Origin of the sequence: Kaustia mangrovi (genome assembly GCF_015482775.1) — a bacterium.
GTDB lineage: Bacteria > Pseudomonadota > Alphaproteobacteria > Rhizobiales > Im1 > Kaustia > Kaustia mangrovi.
The window spans coordinates 2,965,691-2,983,093 of record NZ_CP058214.1 but is presented as its reverse complement, the minus strand read 5'-3'; the positions used below and the strand labels follow the sequence as shown (position 1 = coordinate 2,983,093).

14 protein-coding genes are annotated in these 17,403 nt (G+C 67.6%); 5 read left to right on the top strand and 9 right to left on the bottom strand.

Features of this window, described 5'->3' with window-relative positions:
* Positions 1–5: 5 nt before the first annotated feature.
* Positions 6–1,358: a substrate-binding protein gene (locus HW532_RS13840; RefSeq protein ID WP_213161029.1), complete on the bottom strand. Its 1,353-nt coding sequence runs from the start codon at positions 1,356–1,358 to the stop codon at positions 6–8.
* A 198-nt stretch (positions 1,359–1,556) separates the two neighbouring features.
* Between HW532_RS13840 and HW532_RS13835 the strand changes: the two genes are divergently transcribed.
* The 4 genes from HW532_RS13835 (at position 1,557) to HW532_RS13820 (ending at position 6,481) form a co-directional block, all read left to right on the top strand.
* Positions 1,557–3,020, top strand: a complete 1,464-nt coding sequence (locus HW532_RS13835; protein WP_213161028.1) for a helix-turn-helix domain-containing protein — start codon at positions 1,557–1,559, stop codon at positions 3,018–3,020.
* Between the two features lie 101 nt (positions 3,021–3,121).
* Entirely contained in the window at positions 3,122–3,493 is a 372-nt protein-coding gene (locus HW532_RS13830; protein WP_246479067.1) for a response regulator transcription factor, read from the top strand.
* Position 3,494: 1 nt separating this feature from the next.
* A complete protein-coding gene (locus tag HW532_RS13825) occupies positions 3,495–3,776 on the top strand; it encodes a hypothetical protein (protein WP_213161026.1) in 282 nt (93 codons plus the stop codon).
* The gene (locus HW532_RS13820; RefSeq protein WP_213161025.1) at positions 3,776–6,481 is read left to right on the top strand and encodes a sensor histidine kinase; all 2,706 of its coding nucleotides are present in this window, start codon (positions 3,776–3,778) and stop codon (positions 6,479–6,481) included. Before HW532_RS13825 ends, HW532_RS13820 begins: the two co-directional genes overlap by 1 nt.
* A gap of 93 nt (positions 6,482–6,574) precedes the next feature.
* Here HW532_RS13820 and HW532_RS13815 read toward each other — a convergent pair whose 3' ends face one another.
* The 6 genes from HW532_RS13815 to HW532_RS13790 form a co-directional block, all read right to left on the bottom strand.
* Positions 6,575–8,374, bottom strand: coding sequence for a gamma-glutamyltransferase family protein (locus HW532_RS13815; RefSeq protein WP_213161024.1), 1,800 nt, complete (start codon positions 8,372–8,374; stop codon positions 6,575–6,577).
* Between the two features lie 22 nt (positions 8,375–8,396).
* On the bottom strand, positions 8,397–9,299 hold the full coding sequence (locus tag HW532_RS13810) for an ABC transporter permease (RefSeq protein ID WP_213161023.1): 903 nt from the start codon (positions 9,297–9,299) through the stop codon (positions 8,397–8,399).
* Positions 9,296–10,246, bottom strand: coding sequence for an ABC transporter permease (locus HW532_RS13805; RefSeq protein WP_213161022.1), 951 nt, complete (start codon positions 10,244–10,246; stop codon positions 9,296–9,298). Before HW532_RS13805 ends, HW532_RS13810 begins: the two co-directional genes overlap by 4 nt.
* A gap of 407 nt (positions 10,247–10,653) precedes the next feature.
* The gene (locus tag HW532_RS13800; RefSeq protein WP_213161021.1) at positions 10,654–12,450 is read right to left on the bottom strand and encodes an ABC transporter substrate-binding protein; all 1,797 of its coding nucleotides are present in this window, start codon (positions 12,448–12,450) and stop codon (positions 10,654–10,656) included.
* Positions 12,451–12,491: 41 nt separating this feature from the next.
* Entirely contained in the window at positions 12,492–13,505 is a 1,014-nt protein-coding gene (locus HW532_RS13795; RefSeq protein WP_213161020.1) for an ABC transporter ATP-binding protein, read from the bottom strand.
* Positions 13,502–14,461 carry an ABC transporter ATP-binding protein gene (locus tag HW532_RS13790; protein WP_246479056.1) on the bottom strand — a complete coding sequence of 320 codons (960 nt, stop codon included), beginning with the start codon at positions 14,459–14,461 and terminating at the stop codon, positions 13,502–13,504. The genes HW532_RS13795 and HW532_RS13790 overlap by 4 nt, the downstream gene beginning before the upstream one ends.
* A gap of 179 nt (positions 14,462–14,640) precedes the next feature.
* Between HW532_RS13790 and HW532_RS13785 the strand changes: the two genes are divergently transcribed.
* Positions 14,641–15,378 carry a GntR family transcriptional regulator gene (locus HW532_RS13785; RefSeq protein WP_213161019.1) on the top strand — a complete coding sequence of 246 codons (738 nt, stop codon included), beginning with the start codon at positions 14,641–14,643 and terminating at the stop codon, positions 15,376–15,378.
* Between the two features lie 22 nt (positions 15,379–15,400).
* On the opposite strand, the gene HW532_RS13780 is transcribed toward HW532_RS13785, so the two are convergent.
* Together HW532_RS13780 and HW532_RS13775 are read right to left on the bottom strand one after the other, a co-directional pair.
* Entirely contained in the window at positions 15,401–16,102 is a 702-nt protein-coding gene (locus HW532_RS13780; protein WP_246479054.1) for a class I SAM-dependent methyltransferase, read from the bottom strand.
* A 36-nt stretch (positions 16,103–16,138) separates the two neighbouring features.
* Positions 16,139–17,260 (bottom strand): 3-oxoacyl-ACP synthase III family protein, encoded by a 1,122-nt coding sequence (locus HW532_RS13775; protein WP_213161018.1) that lies wholly within the window; start codon positions 17,258–17,260, stop codon positions 16,139–16,141.
* Positions 17,261–17,403: the final 143 nt, after the last annotated feature.

Here is a 17,403-nt window from a genome sequence, read left to right as displayed (position 1 = left end):
CGGCCTCAGGCCCCGCCGGTATTGCAGGAGCCGAGATCGCCGCCCGCGAACATCTCGTGGTCCGGCGCATAGGTGACCTGCTCGGCCGGCACCTCGTCATAGACCTCGAGGATGTCGAACTCCGATTCCGGGTTCTCCTTGCCTCGCACCACCAGCACCTTCTTGAAGCACTGATGGTCGGCGCCGCGATAGAGCGTGGGCCCGTTGCCCAGCCCGTCGAACTCGAAGTCCTCCAGCGCCGCGACGATCTCGCAGGGGTTGAAGCTGCCGGCGCGCGCGGCGGCGTCGGCATAGAGCAGGGTCTGCACGTAGCAGGTATGCGCCGCCTGGCTCGGCGGGAAGCCGTATTCCTGGCCGAAGGACTTCACGAAAGCCTTGGAGCCCTCGTCCTGCAGCGACCAGTGCCAGTTGGTGGAGCCGAAGATGCCCTTCACCGCCTTGCCGGCCCCCTGGGCCATGAGGCGCGAATAGAGCGGCACGACGACCTCGAACTGCTTGCCGTTGACGGTCTTGTCGCGCAGGCCGAACTGCACCGCCTGGGTCAGCGAGTTGACCATGTCCTTGCCGTAGTGGTTCAGGATCAGGACATCGGCGCCGGAGTTCAGGACGGGCGTGATGTACTGCGAGAAGTCGCCGGCGCCGAGCGGGGTGCGCACGGTCTCCACCGTCTCCCAGCCGAGCGCCTCGGTGGCCGCCTTGATGGAGGCCTCCTGCGTCCAGCCCCAGGTGTAGTCGGCGGTCAGGTGATAGGCCTTGCGGTCGGTGCCATAGGCGTCCTTCAGCACCGGGGCCAGCGCCGCGCCGGACATGTAGGCATTGAAGAAGTGGCGGAAGCCGTTGGCCTTCTTGTCCTTGCCCGTGGTGTCGTTGGAATGGGTCAGGCCGGCCATGAAGATCACGCCGCTCTCCTGGCACAGCCCCTGGACGGCGATGGCCACGCCCGACGACGAGCCGCCTGTGATCATCAGCGCACCGTCGCGCTCGATCATGCGCTTGGCGGAGGCGCGCGCGGCGTCCGACTTGGTCTGCGTGTCGCCGGTGACGTATTCGACCTTCTTGCCGAGGATGCCGTCGCCCTTCAGCGCCTTGGAGGAGAAGGTGTTGAGCATGCCGCCGTCGCCTTCGCCGTTCAGATGCTTGACGGCGAGCTTGTAGGCGCGCAGCTCGTCCGCCCCCTCGTCGGCATAGGCGCCCGTCTGGGGCACGTTGAAGCCGAGGGTGACGCTGCTGCCCTTCGGCGCGTTGGTGAAGTCCTGCGCCCGTGCGCGCGAGGTCAGGATGGTCGGCATGGCAAGCCCCGCGCCTGCCATGGCGCTGCCCTTCAGAAAGAGGCGGCGGTTCATGCGGTCAAGTTTCATGTAATCCTCCCTTCGCATGGCCGTTATGGATTTGGATTTCGGCCTTTCAGCTTGAATCAAGCTTCGCCGCATTCTCGGGGCAAAATGTCTAATCATCAATAAGCCTTTGGTTTATATGAGTTTTTCTGTAAATTTTCATTCTCGTATTGCGTCTGCCTTGTAATAATTTTACAAATCTCCGGAAGGGAGACCGCGACCGTGGCCCAGGCCCTGACGGGATTGAAGATCCGCGCGCTGCGCACCGAGAAGGGGCTCACCCAGATCGAGCTCGCCCGGCGCGCGGGCATTTCCGCGTCCTATCTGAACCTCATCGAGTGCAACAAGCGCCCCGCCGCCGGCGCCCTGCTCGACCGCATCGGCCAGGGCCTCGGCGTCGACAGGGCCGCGCTCGACGGCGAGGCGGAGCGGCGCCTGGCGGAGACCCTTGAGGAGATCGCGTCCGACCCGGCCATAGACGGCCGGACGAAACGGCCCGCCGATGCCGGGGCGGTCGTGGGGCGCCATCCCGACTGGGCCGAACTCGTCGTGCGGCTCTACCGGGCCTATAACGACCGGCACCAGGCCGTGCTGGCGCTCGCCGACCGGCTGAACCGCGACCCCTTTCTGAGCGAGAGCGTGCACCGCATGCTCACCGACATCACCTCGGTGCGCTCGGCCGCGGAGATCCTGGAGTCGGGCGGTGCGCTGTCGACCCGGGACAATGCGCGCTTCCTGTCCATCGTCGGCTCGGCGTCGCGCAACCTGTCGGCGACCGCCCAGTCCCTGGTCGGCTTCTTCGAGAGCGCGAATATCAGGGTGCGCTCCGCCACGCCGATGGAGCATGTCGACGCCTTCATCTTCGAATCCGACAACTATTTCGACCGTCTGGAGACCCTGGCGGCCAGACTGCGCGACCACGGCGCGGTGGCCCGGGCCATGGCCCCGGCGCCGCACGCCCCTGCCGACGGCGGGACGGCGTCCCTCCCCGCTCCGGAGACGGCGCGTTTCCGCGCGGTGCGCGAGGCCGTCGCGCCCATGGCCGCCGACGCGGTCGGCGCGCTCGTCGGCGATCATGGCGCGCTCGGCACGGAGGAGGCGCGCGACCTAGCGACTGCCGCGCTCCACAGCTACACCGCCGCGGCGGTGCTCATGCCCTACGAGGCGTTCCTCGAGCGGGCGGAGGACTGCCGCTACGATCTCGACATCCTGTCGCGGGCCTTCGGCGTCTCCTACGAGCAGGCCGCCCACCGTGCCGCGACGCTGCGCCGGCCGGGCCGGGAGGGCGTGCGCTTCGGCTATATGCGCTCCGACCCCTCCGGCTATGTGACCAAGAGGCTGCCGCTGTCGGAACTGCCGATGCCGCGATACGGCACGGGCTGCCCGCTCTGGCCCGTCTATGGCGCCTTCCAGTCGCCCGGCACCACCGTGCGCTGCTTCGGCGAACTGCCGTCGACGGACCGGTTCCTGTTCTTCGCCCGGGCCGTGGAGAAGGGCTCGCGGGCGGTCGGCATGCCGAGGCGGCTTCTGTCCGTCATGCTGGTCTGCCCGGCCTCGCAGGCCCACCGCGTGGTCTATGGCGACGGGATCGACCGGTCCACCGCCATGCTGCCGGTCGGAACGGTCTGCCGGCTGTGCCCGCGCGAGGATTGCGGCCACCGGCAGGAAGCGGCCCTGCTCGCCTGAAGGCCCGCATGCCGGCGCGTCCCGTGAGACGAAAGACCTATGTTTACGCCGCTGCCGCTGCTCCTATAGTGGCAGTCAAAAAACAGGGGAGGATGGGATCGGTGGCAACAGGACAGATCCTGATCGTGGAGGACGAGTCGAACATCGTCGAGTCCCTGCGCTTCATTCTGGAACAGGCGGGCTTCGAGGTCGAGATCGTGTCGGACGGCAAGGCGGCGCTGTCGCGCCTGCGGCGTGACCGGTTCGGCGCGGTCGTGCTCGACCTGATGCTGCCCGGCATGAACGGCTTCGACGTGCTGAAGGCCATGCGCGCGGATGCCGAGCTCGCCTCGCTGCCCGTTCTGGTGCTCACGGCGAAGGGGCAGGCGCAGGACCGCAAGACGGCCGAGGCCATCGGGGCCAACGCCTTCATCACCAAGCCGTTCTCCAACGCCGAAGTCGTCGAGCAGGTGCGGGCGCTCTCGGGGGCGTGACATGAATGGCCGGGATGCCGATAGGCGCGGCGCGCGGGATGTGGCCTCTGTGCTGCCCTTCCTCACCGTCGTGCTGCTCCTTCCGCCAGTCATCCTGATCTTCGCGGCGCCGGTCTCGATTGCCGGCATCCCGCTGATCATCCTCTATCTGTTCTGCGCCTGGGGCGGCATCATCCTGTGCGCCTTCCTGGTGGCGCGACACCTGGCGCACATCGCGGACGGGACCGGAGACGAGGGCGGAGACGGGGATCCCCCGGACCCCGCAGCCGGCGGGCAGCGCTGATGCTCAATCCCGATCTCGTCATCCTCGTCTGCCTCGGCTATGTCGCGATCCTGTTCGCGGTCGCCTTCGCCGGCGACCGGCGCGCGCGGCGGGATCCGCATGGCTGGCTGTCGTCGCCGCTCGTCTACACGCTGTCCATCTCGATCTACTGCACGAGCTGGACCTTCTATGGCGCGGTCGGGTCGGCGGCGCGCAGCGGCCTCGAATTCGTGACGATCTATCTGGGGCCCACCATCGTCTTCGTCGGCTGGTGGATCTTCCTGCGCAAGCTGGTCACCGTCGGGCGCATCTACCACACGACCTCCATCGCCGACCTGATCTCGGCGCGTTTCGGCAAGGACCCCGCACTCGGCGCGCTGGTCACCGTCATCGCCGTGATCGCCATCGCCCCCTATATCGCGCTGCAGCTCAAGGCGCTGACCTCCAGCTTCCAGGTCATCACCTTTCCCGCCGGCGCGGTGGAGGCGGCCAACATCAATCTCGCGCCGGACTATGTCACCGCCTTCTGGGTCGCGGCGGGCCTGTGCCTCTTCTCCATCGTCTTCGGCGTGCGCAATATCGACGTGAACGAGCGCCATCACGGAGTGATCGCCGCCATCGCACTGGAGGCCGTGGTCAAGCTCGTCGCCCTCGTCGCGGTCGGCATCTGGGTTGTCTTCGGGCTGAGCGAGACGCCCGGCGCCGTCTTCGAGAACGCGCCGGTCAGCCTGACCGATCCGCACGACACCTTCGGCACGCGCTGGATCGTCCTGTGCTTCCTGGCCGGCGCGGCGGTGATCTGCCTGCCCCGGCAGTTCCAGGTCACCGTCGTGGAGAATTCGAGCGAGAGCCAGCTCCGCACGGCGTCCTGGCTGTTCCCGCTCTACCTCTTCTTGTTGTGCATCTTCGTCACGCCGATCGCGGTCGCCGGCCTCAACGTCCTGCCGGAGGGTTCGAACCCCGATCTCTACGTGGTCACGCTGCCGCTCGACGTCGACCGGGACATGCTGGCCCTCCTCGCCTTCCTGGGCGGCTTCTCCTCGGCCACCTCGATGGTGATCGTGTCGTCCATCGCGCTGTCGACGATGATCTCCAACCACATCGTCATGCCGCTGGCGCTGCGCCTCAACCTCGTGCCGGTGGCGCGCGCCCAGGCCGTGCGCAGCTTCATCCTGGGCGCGCGGCGCGCCAGCATCGTGTTCATCGTGTTCCTGGGCTTCGTCTATTTCAGGCTGAGCGGCACCTCCGACGCGCTGGCGGCCATCGGGCTGATCTCGTTCTGCGGCGTCGCGCAGTTCCTGCCGAGCCTGGTCGGCGGCCTCTTCTGGCGCAACGCCACCCATGGCGGTGCGCTGGCGGGGCTTGCGGCGGGCTTCGCCCTGTGGGCCTACACGCTGTTCCTGCCGAGCCTCGGCAGCGCCTTCTTCATGTCGCAGGCCATGATCGAGCACGGCCCCTGGGGCATCGCGCTCCTGAAGCCGCACGCCCTGCTCGGGCTGGAGGGCATGGATCCGCTCGTCCATGCCGTCTTCTGGAGCCTGTTCGCCAATATCGCGCTGTTCATCGGCGTCTCGATGGTGTCGGAGCCGACGCCCCTGGCGCGCTACCAGTCGCGGCTGTTCGTCGACGTCTTCCGCCGGCAGATGGAGAACGAGTTCAGCATATTGAGGCGCACCGCCCGGGTCGTGGACCTCCGCCGCATCGCCGACCGCATCCTCGGCCCGACTGAGGCGATGGGGCTGTTCGCGGCCAAGGCGCCGGCCGACCGCACGACGGTCGCGAGCGACGAGCTGATCTCGCTCATCGAGCAGCGGCTGGCCGCCAATGTCGGCGCGGCGACCGCCCGCTCGCTCGTCTCCAGCGTCGTCAGCAGCGAGACGATCAGCGTGGAGGAGCTGAAGCGGCTCGCCGACGAGACCGAGCAGATCCGCGCCTATTCCGCCGAGCTGGAGAAGAAGTCGCGGCAACTGGAGGAGACGGCCTCCGAGCTCGCCCGGGCCAACGAACAATTGCGCGAGATCGACGCCCAGAAGGACGAGTTCCTGAGCCAGGTCAGCCACGAGGTGCGCACGCCGATGACCTCGATCCGCTCCTTCAGCGACGTGCTGCTCTCCAATCCGGGTCTGGAGGAGGACAAGCAGCGGCGCTTTCTGAGGATCATCCAGGACGAGAGCATCAGGCTGACCAGGCTGCTCGACGGCATTCTCGACCTCAACCGGATGGGGACCGGCGAGGCGGATTGGGAAACCGGCTGGATCGACCCCGAAACCGCCATCGACCTCGCCATGGAGAGCTGCGAGGCGCTCGCGCGCTCCGCCGGCGTCTCGCTCGAGCGCACGGCCCGGTCGCGCAACGTCGTCGTCCTCGGCAATCGCGACCGGCTGGCTCAGGTGTTCATCAACCTCGTCTCCAACGCCATCAAGTACAATACCGGCACCGACCCCCGGGTCACGGTGTCCGCCAGCGTCCGCGACGGCCTCTACGAGGCCCGTGTCCGCGACAACGGCCCGGGCATTCCCGAAGCCGAGCGCGAACGCATATTCGCCAAGTTCTCGCGGGGGCCGACGCCGCGCCAGCAGGGCACCGGCCTGGGGCTGGCGATCAGCCGCCAGATCGTCGAGCAGCTCGGCGGCACGCTCGCCCTGACGGACAGCGACGCCGGGGGCGCGGAGTTCGTCGTCACGCTCCGGGCGGAGAAGGCCACCGCCCCGGCCGACGACCCCTGAGACCGGGGCCCGGCCCGCGCATGGGCGAGCACGGCGCTACCGGACACACGGCAATTTCGGCTGTCACCGCGAAGTCCCGGATATGACCGCCTGTCACCGGCCGATCGCGTAGCCCTGCATGAAGCGCGGATTGGCGCCGGCCCTGAGGAGATCGCCATCCCTTTCCGCCGCCGTCACGCGGCCGATGCCCCAGTCGACATCGACCTCCACGCGGTGGCCGCGGCGACGCAGTTCCCCGACCGTCGCCTCGGGGAACCGCCCCTCCACCGTCACCTTTCCCGGCTCGCATTCGCGCGGATAGAAGGAACTCGGGAAATGGGCGGTGTGGAACTCCGGCGCGTCGATCGCCTCCTGCAGGTTGAGGCCGAAATGGACGTGGCGCAGGAACACGTTGAGCGACCACTGGTCCTGCTGGTCGCCGCCCGGCGTGCCGAAAACCATCCAGGGCTCGCCGTCCTTCAGTGCGAGCGAGGGGGTGAGCGTGGTGCGCGGGCGCTTTCCGGGCGCCAGGCTCGCCGGCTTGCCCTCCTCCAGCCAGAACATCTGCGCGCGCGTGGAGAGCGCGAACCCCAGGCCCGGCACGACGGGCGAGCTCTGCAGCCAGCCGCCGCTCGGCGTGGCGGAGACCATGTTGCCCCAGCGGTCGATCACGTCGACATGGCAGGTATCGCCGCGCGTGGCGCCGGAGGGGGCGACGTCCAGATCGTCGAAACGCTGGACCGTCGGCTCGCCGCCGCCCGCCCCGTGGCCGCCCTCGCCCGCGAGGCGCACGATGGGCTCCGCGCCGTAGCCCGGAATATCGCCGGGGCGCAGATCGAGCGAGGCCTCGCTTGAGACCAGCGCGCGGCGAGCATCGTTATAGGCATCCGCCAGCAGCGTCTGGACGGGAACCTCCACGAAGTCCGGATCGCCGTAGAAGCTCTCCCGGTCGGCGAAGGCGAGTTTGGCGCATTCGACGACCGTGTGGACGAACTCCGGGTCGTCCTCCGACAGCCCGTCGAGGTCGAAGCCCTTCAGGAGCGCGAGCTGCTGGAGCGCCACCGGCCCCTGCCCCCAGGGACCCGTCTTGCACAGCGTGTAGCGGTGATAGTCATAAGCGAGCGGGCGCTCTACGCTGGCACGCCAGCGCGCCATGTCGTCGCCGGTCAGGAGCCCGCGATGGCGCTCGCCGGTGACGTCCATCACCGCCTCCTCGCGGCAGAAGCGGTCGATGGCGTCGGCCACGAAGCCCTCGTACCAGGCCTGCCGTGCCGCCTCGATGCGGTCCTCGCGCGAGCCGCCCTTCGCGGCCGCCTCGCCGAGCACGCGCCTGTAGGTCTTGGCCAGCGCGGGATTGCGGAACACCGTGCCGGCAGCCGGCACGCCGTCCTTCAGCCAGACCTCCGCGGAGCTTCGCCACTCCGTCTCGAACGTCTCGCGCATGGTGGCGATGGCGTGGGCGATATTGGGCACCAGCGCAAACCCGGTCTCCGCGTAGCCGATGGCGTGGGCGAGGACGTCGTCGAGCGCCATGGTGCCGTGGTCGCGCAGCATTGTGGCCCAGGCATCGAAGGCGCCGGGAACGACGGCGGCGAGCAGCCCCGTGCCCGGCACCATGTCGAGGCCGAGCGCGCGGTAGGCCTCGATGCTCGCGGCCCGAGGCGCCACGCCCTGGCCGCAGATCACGTCCACCCGGTCCGTCCTCGCGCTGTAGAGGATGATCGGCACCTCGCCGCCCGGACCGTTGAGATGCGGCTCGACCACCTGCAGTGCGAAGCCCGCCGCCGCGGCGGCGTCGAAGGCGTTGCCGCCCTTTTCCAGCATGGCCATGCCGGCGGCGCTGGCGAGCCAGTGGGTCGAGGCGACGACACCGAATGTGCCGAGGATCTCCGGACGGGTGGTGAAGCGTGTCATGGGATGTTCCTGCGTGAGGCCTTCAGATGTTGCCGGTTTCGCGAACGTCGAGGAAGTCGCGCAGCGCGTCGCCGATGAAGTTGATGGACAGGACGGTGAGCATGATGGCGACGCCGGGGAAGATGCCGAGCCACCAGGCCCGCGAGATGAAGCTGCGCGCCTCCGCCAGGATCAGCCCCCAGGTCGGGGTCGAGGCCTCCACGCCAAGCCCCAGGAAGGACAGGCTGGCCTCGGCCAGGATGGCGTAGGAGACGGAGACGGTCGCCTGCACGATGATCGGCGCGGTCACATTGGGCAGGATATGGCGCCAGATGATGCGCGTGTCCGACGCGCCGGTGGTGCGCGCGGCGGCGACATATTGCTCCTCCTTCACCGAGAGCACCATGCTGCGGGCGATGCGTGCGAAATCGTCGAGGAAGGCGAGCGAGATCGCCACGATGAGATTGACGATGCCGGTGCCGAAGACGGCGACCAGATAGACCGCGATGATGAAATTGGGGAAGGCCCATTGCAGGTCGATATAGCGCATGATCACCGTATCGAGCCAGCCGCCGTAATAGCCGGCATAGAGCCCGAGCGCCACGCCGATGACGAGCGAGATGGCAACCGTGGAGACGCCGATGAACAGCGAGACCTGGGTGCCGACGACGATGCGGCTCAACAGATCCCGGCCGAGATCGTCGGTGCCCAGCGGATGGGCGAGAGAGGGCGCCCCCATCATGTCGTAGAGCATCGCATTGGGATCGTAGGGCGCGATGGCCACACCCAATATGGCGGTCAGCGCGAAGACGGCCAGCACGACGGTGCCGACGAGCGCCTTCTTGTCGCGCCACAGAAGGGCGCGCAGCTCCGCCCAGCCGGCGCGGCGGCGCGGCGGCGCCTCGTCTTCCGCTCCGGGATCCGCGATGGCCGCGCGCTCGCTCATGTGTCGTACCGGATGCGCGGGTCGATCACCGTGTAGAGGAGATCGACCAGCAGATTGGAGAAGACGAAGATCGCCGAGACCACCAGGATCGCGCCCTGCACCACAGGGTAGTCGCGGTTGAGGATGCCCTGGATGAGCAGCCGCCCCAGCCCCTTGATGGCGAAGACGTTCTCCACCACCACCGCGCCCGCCATGAGCAGCGCGAACGCGATCCCCATGACGGTCACCACCGGGATCAGCGCATTGGGGAAGGCGTGGCGCAGGATCAGCATGGCGCGCGTGAGCCCCTTGGCGCGGGCGACGCGCATATAGTCGGTCTTCAGGACCTCCAGCATGGAGGAGCGGATCATGCGCGCGATGATCGCGGAGAAGGCCGTGCCCACCGCGATGGACGGCAGGATCAGGTGGGAAAGCCACGGCCAGAAGCCCTCCTTCAGCGGCACATAGCCGATGGCGGGCAGCCACTGGAGGTTCGCGGCGAAGACGATGATCAGGAGGATGCCGACCCAGAAGTCCGGCATGGACAGCCCCAGAAAAGCACCGAAGGTGACGGCATGGTCGGCCACGGTGTTGCGCTTCGTCGCGGCGATGAGCCCCGCCGGCACGGCGATCACGACGGCAAGGACGAAGGCGAGGCCGGCGAGCGACAGGGTGCGCGGCAGGGCCTCCGCGATGAGCTGTGTCACCGGCACCCGGCTGCCATAGATCGAGGCGCCGAGATCGCCCTGGGCCATGTTCCAGAACCATTTGACGTACTGGACATAGATCGGCTGGTCGAGGCCGAGCTTGTGGCGCAGCGCCTCCACGGCCCCCGCGTCGCCGGCGTCGAACAGCATGGCCGCGATGGGATCGCCCGGCACGATACGCAGCATGAAGAAGACGAGGGTGGCGACCGCCCACATCACCACCAGCGCACCGAGCGTCCGCCTGATCATGTAGCGGGTCATGGGGTCAACTCCCTCCCCTTCGACGGGTAGGACTATCGCGCATGACGGCGAACGCCGTCGCCAACAGCTCAAGCGTCGTCCCGGCACTTGTTGCCGGGACCCAATGGCCTCGCCGCCGAGGTTGGCGGTGGCGAGAAGACGTTGCGTGCGCGGCCCCATCCGTCACGAGACTTCCCCACTGTCATCGCCGCACCGCCAATGGATCCCGGCAACAAGTGCCGGGATGACCTCGGAATTCAGGCAAATGCGATCGCCCCCTCGACGGGGGAGGTCGGAGCGCTGACAAGCTCTCCGGGTGGGGGTGAAGCGAAACGCTCCCAAGTTTGCCGCGTCACCCCTCCCCGGCCCTGCGGCCCGACCCTCCCCGTCAAGGGAAGGGTTGGCGATAATGGCGCGGTCGCTCATCCTCACCCCACCGTCACCCGGTCGAGATCGACGAGGCCCGGGATGCGGCTCTGCGCCGGGAAGTCCACGCTCTTGTGGCGCACCTGGATGTCGGGCGGGTGGAACAGGAAGGCGGAGGCCACCTTGTCGGAGGTGATCGCGTTGGCCTTGCGCACGAGCTCCCGGCGCTTGTCGGGATCCGCCGTCCGGCTCTGCTCGGAGACGAGCGCGTCCACCTCGTCGTCGGAGAAGAAGCCGAAGGCATATTTCTCCTTGTCGCGCCGGCGGCCGTTGAACTTCGAATCCGTCTGCATCCAGTCGACCAGCGCGTCGTCCGGGTCGTAGTCGCCGCCCGAGCCCAGACGCACCAGGTCCCAGTTCATGGTGTCGAAGTCGTCGATCAGGACGGGGAAGTCCTTGGTCTGGATCTCCACATCGATATTGAGGTTGCGCTTCAGGATCCCCGCGACGACCTGCGCCTCGCGGCGCTGAGCCGGCGTGGCGAGAAGGCGCAGCCGGGGAAAGCCCTCGCCGTCGGGATAGCCGGCCTCCGCCAGGAGCGCCTTCGCGGCCTCCGCGTCGAAGGCCTGGTTCGACGTCTCCGCCAGCGCCTCGTCGAAATAGAACGCCATGGCCGGATTGATCGTGCCATAGGCCGGCGTGCCGCGGCCGAACTGCGCCTGCCTGATGAACATGTCTCGGTCGAGCGCCTTGGCGATGGCGAGCCGCGCCTTGAAGCCCTTCTCCTTCATGAGCTCCTCGACGGGCTTGTTGAAGTCGGTGACCTTCATGTGCTCGTTCCACGGATTGATCCAGACCGACTGGAAGCCCGGCGCCGGCACCTCGTCGACCACGAGATCGGGATTGGAGATGAAGCGGTCGACGAGCTCCGGCGCGACCGGGTTGCCGCCGATGAGCTGGATGTCGCCGGCCTCCATGGCGGCGGCCAGCGGCTCGGCGTCGAGGATCGGCTTGATCACCACGCGGTCGAGCTTCGGCCGTTCGGGATCGTAATAGTCGGCGAACTTCTCCAGGACCACGCCCTGGCCGAGCTGATGCTCGACGACCTTGAACGGCCCGGTGCCGACAGGGGTGAGGCCGTATTGCGACTCGCCGAGCGCCTCCAGCCCGCCGCGGCTGACGATGGTCATGGCCCGGCCGCTCGCGCGCTCCAGCGTCTTGGTCAGGAAGGAGGCCTGCGGCGCCTTCAGCGTGAAGCGCACCGTGCGCCCGTCGACCTTCTCCACGCCCGCGACATTGTCGAGCACGCGCGCATGGATCGATTTCTCCGGATCCTTCGAGCGCTCATAGGTGAAGACCACGTCGTCGGCGGTGAACGGGTCGCCATTGTGGAAGGTCACGCCCTCGCGCAGGGTGAAGACATATTCCCGGCCGTCCTCCGAAACCGTCCAGTCCTCCGCAAGGTCGCCCTGCGCAACCAGCTCGGCATCGATGTGGGTGAGCCCGGACAGGACGTTCGAGGCGACCTGGAACTGGAGCACCTGGTTGATCTGGGCGGGGTCGAGCGTGCGGATCTCGCCGACGCCGGCCCAGCCGCAGGTGAGCGTGCCGCCGGCCTTGCCCTCGGCGAGCGCGCGGCCCGCCCCGCCGAGCCCCGGCATCAAATGCCAGGCGGTGAGCGTGCCGGCCGCCGCCATGAGGCGCAGGACGGCGCGACGCTCAAGCCGCGGGCCGGAAAGCGCCTCGCGGGTCAGGCCGAACAGCGGATCGCGCGGGTCGAAATCGTGGGCATCCTCGAGCTCGCGCCGGATGCGGGCCTTGCCGGCCTCGCCGAATGGCCCCTGTGTCTTCTGCGTCATGGATCTCCCTCCTCTTGGATCGCCCGGGCCCGCCCCTTCGCTCACGGGACGGGCACGGCGATATCGTGGCCGACCTTGGGGCAGGCCACGCAGTGACCGCCGCCGAGGTCGCGGAGCGCGGGCTCCGCGCGGCGGCAGCTCTCGTCCGCCAGCGGGCAGCGCGGATGGAACACGCAGCCCGAGGGCGGGGACATGGGACTCGGGATCTCGCCCGTGACGATGCCCGCCGGCCGCGCCCGCTCGACCTCCGGGTCGGGCACGGGAACGGCGGCGAGCAGGGCGCGCGTATAGGGATGCTCGGGACGCTCGAACAGGGTCGCGCACTCCGCGATCTCCACGATGCGGCCGAGATACATCACCGCCACGCGATGGCTGATATGGCGCACCACGGAGAGATCGTGGCCGATGAACAGATAGGTGAGCCCGAACTCCGCCCTCAGATCCTCCAGAAGCCGGACGATCTGGGCCTGGATCGACACGTCGAGCGCGGAGACCGCCTCGTCGCACAGGATGAAATCGGGCCTTAGGGCCAGCGCCCGGGCGATGCCGACGCGCTGGCGCTGGCCGCCGCTCATCTCATGGGGATAGCGGTCGACGAGACGGGCGGGCAGCCCGCAGACGTCGAGCAGGGCGCGCACCCGCTTCAGGCGTCCCGCGCGCGTGGTCTCCTGCCGGTGGACGAGCAGCGGCTCGCCGACGATCTCCTCCACCGTCATGCGCGGATTGAGCGAGGAGAAGGGATCCTGGAACACGGCCTGCACGCGGCGGCGGAAGGCGAGCGTCCCGCGCCGGTCGAGATCCGCAATATCGCGCCCGTCGAAGCGGATCGTGCCGGCGGTCGGCGTCTCGAGCTTCAGGATGCAGCGCCCGATGGTCGACTTGCCGCAGCCCGATTCCCCGACCAGCCCGAAGGTCTCCCCGCGGCCGATTGCGAAGCTGACCCCGTCGACGGCCTTCACCGCACCCGCGGCATGCTCGAACACGACGCCGCTCGTCACCGGGAAATGCTTGCGCAGATCCTCCACCTCGACGAGCGGTGTCGCGGATGCGCTCATGCCGGCATCTCCTCTCTCAGCCGCTCGGCCTCGAAACAGGCGGCGAGATGCCCGGCCTCCATGGTGCGCAGCGCCGGCACGCTTTCCCCGCAGCGCGCCGTGGCGAAGGCGCAGCGCGGCCGGAAGGCGCAGCCCGAGGGCAGCGCCACCGGATCGGGCGGGTTGCCGGGGATCGGGTCGAGCGCGGCGTCGCGCGGGCGGTCGAGCCGGGGCACGGAGTTGAGGAGGCCGACCGTGTAGGGATGGCTCGGACGGCGATAGAGGCTCCGTGCGTCGCCCTTCTCCACCACCCGGCCGGCATACATGACGTTCACCCGGTCGGCATAGCGCGCGACGATCCCCAGATTGTGCGTGATGATGACGAGCGCGACGCCGAGCCTGCGGCAGAGATCGCGCATGAGCTCCAGGATCTGCGCCTGGATGGTCACGTCGAGCGCGGTGGTCGGCTCGTCGGCGATGACGAGTTCCGGCTTGCAGCTCAACGCCATGGCGATCATGACGCGCTGGCGCATGCCACCGCTCAGGTGATGGGGATATTGCTTCAGCCGCCGCTCCGGCTCGGAAATGCCGACGAGGCCCAAGAGCTCGACCGCGCGGGCGCGCGCCTCCCGCGCACCGACGCCCAGATGGAGCCGCATCGCCTCCGTCATCTGCCGGCCGATGGAGAGCACGGGGTTGAGCGAGGTCATCGGCTCCTGGAACACCATGGCGATGCGCCGGCCGCGAATATGGCGGATGCCCTCCTTGCCGAGGGTCAGGAGGTCCTCGCCGTCGAAGCGGATGGCGCCGGAGGCGACGCGCCCGGGCGGCTCGTCGATCAGCCCCAGAACGGCGAGCGCGGTGACCGACTTGCCGGAACCGGATTCGCCCACCACCGCCACGATCTCGCCGCGCTCGACATCGAAGGACACGTCGTTGACGGCGCGCACCACGCCCGCGCCCGTGGCGAACTCCACGACAAGCCCGTCTATGTCAAGCAGCGCGGCCAGGACCGACGTCTCCCCCTGAACTCCGGCCCGCCCCTGTCGGCTCTGGCGCCGCCGGGCCGGAAAATCCGTTTGTCTCGGATCGAGATGCCGTTATCATTATCGATAACGATAATGATCGTGAAACGTCCCCGAACGCCTGTCAACTCATGACCCAAATGTTCGATATCCTGGATGACGGGGCTTCCCGCTATCTGAGACAAAGCAAGGGCAGCGCCGTCTATCATGCGGTGAAGCGCGCCATCCTGCTCAGGAGCCTTGCCGCCGGCCAGCCGCTCCTCGAGCAGCAGATCGCCGCGGCCATGGGCTGCAGCCAGGGCACGGTGCGCGAGGCCCTGCTGCGCCTGCAGCAGGACGGCCTCGTCACCCGGCGCGGCTATCACGGCACGGTTGTCTCCACCACCACCGCGGAGGAGGCGGCCCATATGGCGCGCATCCGCCTTGCGCTGGAAACCGAGAGCGCGCGCCGTGCAGCACTTGCCCTGACGGAGCGCGACGTCGCCGCGCTCGAGGCCCTTATCGCGCGCATCGCCCAGGCCGAGGACGACCATGACGGCTATGCGCTGAGCGAACTCGACCGCGAGTTCCACCTGACGATCTTCAAGATCGCCGGCATGCCTGCGCTCGAGCCCATCCTCACGCGCTGCGCGCTGCATGTTCACCGCTACACCTTCGGCAACGCGCCGGAGGGCGTGACGCCGGACCGCCGTATCGGCCTGCCGCCCAGCGCCGAACAGCACCGCACTCTCCTGGACGCACTCATCGCCGGCGACCCGGACGAGGCGGCCGAAGCCATGCGCGACCATATCGAGACGGTCATAGGCTTCTGGTCGCCCGACCTGCTCGACACGCTCCGCCACGACGACGGGGCAACACGGGCGCCATAACCGGACCGGCCGCCCGGCACCCTCAGCGTCGGCCCGACGCCTCGAACAGCGCGACGCAACCGACGCGCTCCACATTCACATGGACAAACCTGCGTTCCAGCTCGGCGGCAAGGTCCGGGATGCGATCATGTGTATTGGAGAAGATGCGCTTCCTGTTATAGGCCTCCATCAATCGGCGGGCGGCGAGCGAACGAGGCGCATCGCCCTGCACGATCGTCGCGCCGAAGACCCTCGTGTCGCGGTGCATGACGCCGTCCAGATTGTCGAACACGACGGATTTCGCGCGGATATCGCCGGGCAGGCAATGAAGCAGATAGTTGAGGCCTATGGACTCGTAGGGGGTCGCCCGGGGGAACCGTTCGAAGGCGTCGTGGCGCTGAAGACCGGGATCGTATCGCGCAATACGCGCATGGGCGGCAGCGAGGCTGTTCGGGTTGAGGTCCGCGAGGGTGATATCGGGAGATGCGACCGGCCAGGCCGCCTTGTCCAGGAAATACCCGCTGCCGACACCGATATCGAGGTGCCTGGCGCCGACATTCCTGTTGTAGAGCGCAACCAGCCTTGAACTGGGACATCTCCAGACGAACCGGTTCGAGATGCCGAGCACCCAGATATCGTAGAGCCTCAGCACAAGCGGGCTGTAGATCGCCTGACCGGCATCGCGCGCATCCCCCCCCGGCTTCGACGCCGCGGAAACGGCGTCCTTCCCGGATCGATCGCTCACGGCATTCTGCCCGTCGCGCATGTGTCCTCCCGAGCTTCAGTGCGTTGACGACCGGCGCGTGAATGCGCCGGAGGTGGATGAGAACCCGACGCCGAACGAGACCACCAGGCCCGCCTTCACCCGCTCAAGCTGCAGCAGATCGTGGACAAGCACGGCAATCGCGACAGAGGACAGATTGCCATAATCGCGCAGCACCTCGAACGAACGGACCACGCGTTCGTCCGCCTCGTCGATCTCGAGATCCCGGCATATTCTGGAAACGATCTTCCAGCTACCGGTATGGATCAGAATCTCCCCCGCGCCGGTATCCGATTGCCCCCGGTCGGCCATTGCGTCCGGCAGCGCCGCGATCGATCGCCTGACATAGTCCAGGCCGCGGACCGCCACCTTCTTGTCCATCTCGTAGAGCGGCATGGCGAACGTGGCCGGCGACGCCGACCCGCCCTCGTTCATGCGCAGGAGCTCGGCATCGTTCTTCCTGTCATTCGTCAGATGCACGAAGTTGCCGAACTCGAGGCCAGCCCCATCCGCGGAGACGAGGAAGGCCACCGCGCCGTCGCCGAACAGCAACGCCGCGGTCGCCTGGTGCGTTCGCGCCAGATCGTCTGCGGAGCCGGATCGATGGACATTCCGATAGGAGTCCACCTGCTGTGTGATGGGTGGCCAATACGCGGTATGGACCTCCGACACCACCAGAAGCACGGTCCGGCAGCGCCCGGATTCGATGAGCGATGTAGCCAGCTCCATCGACTTCATAAAGCCGCTGCAGCCGGAATAGGTGATGTTGAACACGTGCGCGTCGCGGCGCACCAGGCCGTGGAGATCCGCCATGAGATCGAAGGCCAATCCCGGCATCGGCCGCGCCGGCGTGTTGGTCACCGCAATGACAGCGTCCACATTTTCGGCCGTTCCGGTGGTCTCAAGCAGCGAGAGCGCTGCCTCGCGCCCCAGATCGGTGGTGGTATGCGTCAGGTCCCGCGGCACGGCGTTCCGGAGATAGTCCCGGTATCGGCGAACCGAGACAAAGCGTCTCCCGACGCCCATATGCGCAACGGATTTCCGAAAGGAGTCGGTCAAGCGATGACCTGTTGCCGACAGCAACTCCTCCGTTGTGACGGGTTCTCCGGGAAAAGCGGTCGCAGAAGCTGTAACAATCATGTCCAGAGCCTTCCATTTCCCCCACCCCCATGTATATTTTCCACAAATACCACAAATAAAACATGTTATGGTGATTTTAAACTTGCAATATATGCGCAATACTAGGTAATTTTGAAGAAATTTATCAAAAATACTAATCGCAA

Excerpts from the sequence above, each read along its gene's own strand:
- HW532_RS13775 (WP_213161018.1), bottom strand. The coding sequence starts at position 17,260 with ATGATTGTTACAGCTTCTGCGACCGCTTTTCCCGGAGAACCCGTCACA.
- HW532_RS13795 (WP_213161020.1), bottom strand. The coding sequence starts at position 13,505 with ATGAGCGCATCCGCGACACCGCTCGTCGAGGTGGAGGATCTGCGCAAG.
- HW532_RS13805 (WP_213161022.1), bottom strand. The coding sequence starts at position 10,246 with ATGACCCGCTACATGATCAGGCGGACGCTCGGTGCGCTGGTGGTGATG.
- HW532_RS13800 (WP_213161021.1), bottom strand. The coding sequence starts at position 12,450 with ATGACGCAGAAGACACAGGGGCCATTCGGCGAGGCCGGCAAGGCCCGC.
- HW532_RS13810 (WP_213161023.1), bottom strand. The coding sequence starts at position 9,299 with ATGAGCGAGCGCGCGGCCATCGCGGATCCCGGAGCGGAAGACGAGGCG.
- HW532_RS13840 (WP_213161029.1), bottom strand. The coding sequence starts at position 1,358 with ATGAAACTTGACCGCATGAACCGCCGCCTCTTTCTGAAGGGCAGCGCC.
- HW532_RS13825 (WP_213161026.1), top strand. The coding sequence starts at position 3,495 with ATGAATGGCCGGGATGCCGATAGGCGCGGCGCGCGGGATGTGGCCTCT.
- HW532_RS13815 (WP_213161024.1), bottom strand. The coding sequence starts at position 8,374 with ATGACACGCTTCACCACCCGTCCGGAGATCCTCGGCACATTCGGTGTC.
- HW532_RS13785 (WP_213161019.1), top strand. The coding sequence starts at position 14,641 with ATGACCCAAATGTTCGATATCCTGGATGACGGGGCTTCCCGCTATCTG.
- HW532_RS13820 (WP_213161025.1), top strand. The coding sequence starts at position 3,776 with ATGCTCAATCCCGATCTCGTCATCCTCGTCTGCCTCGGCTATGTCGCG.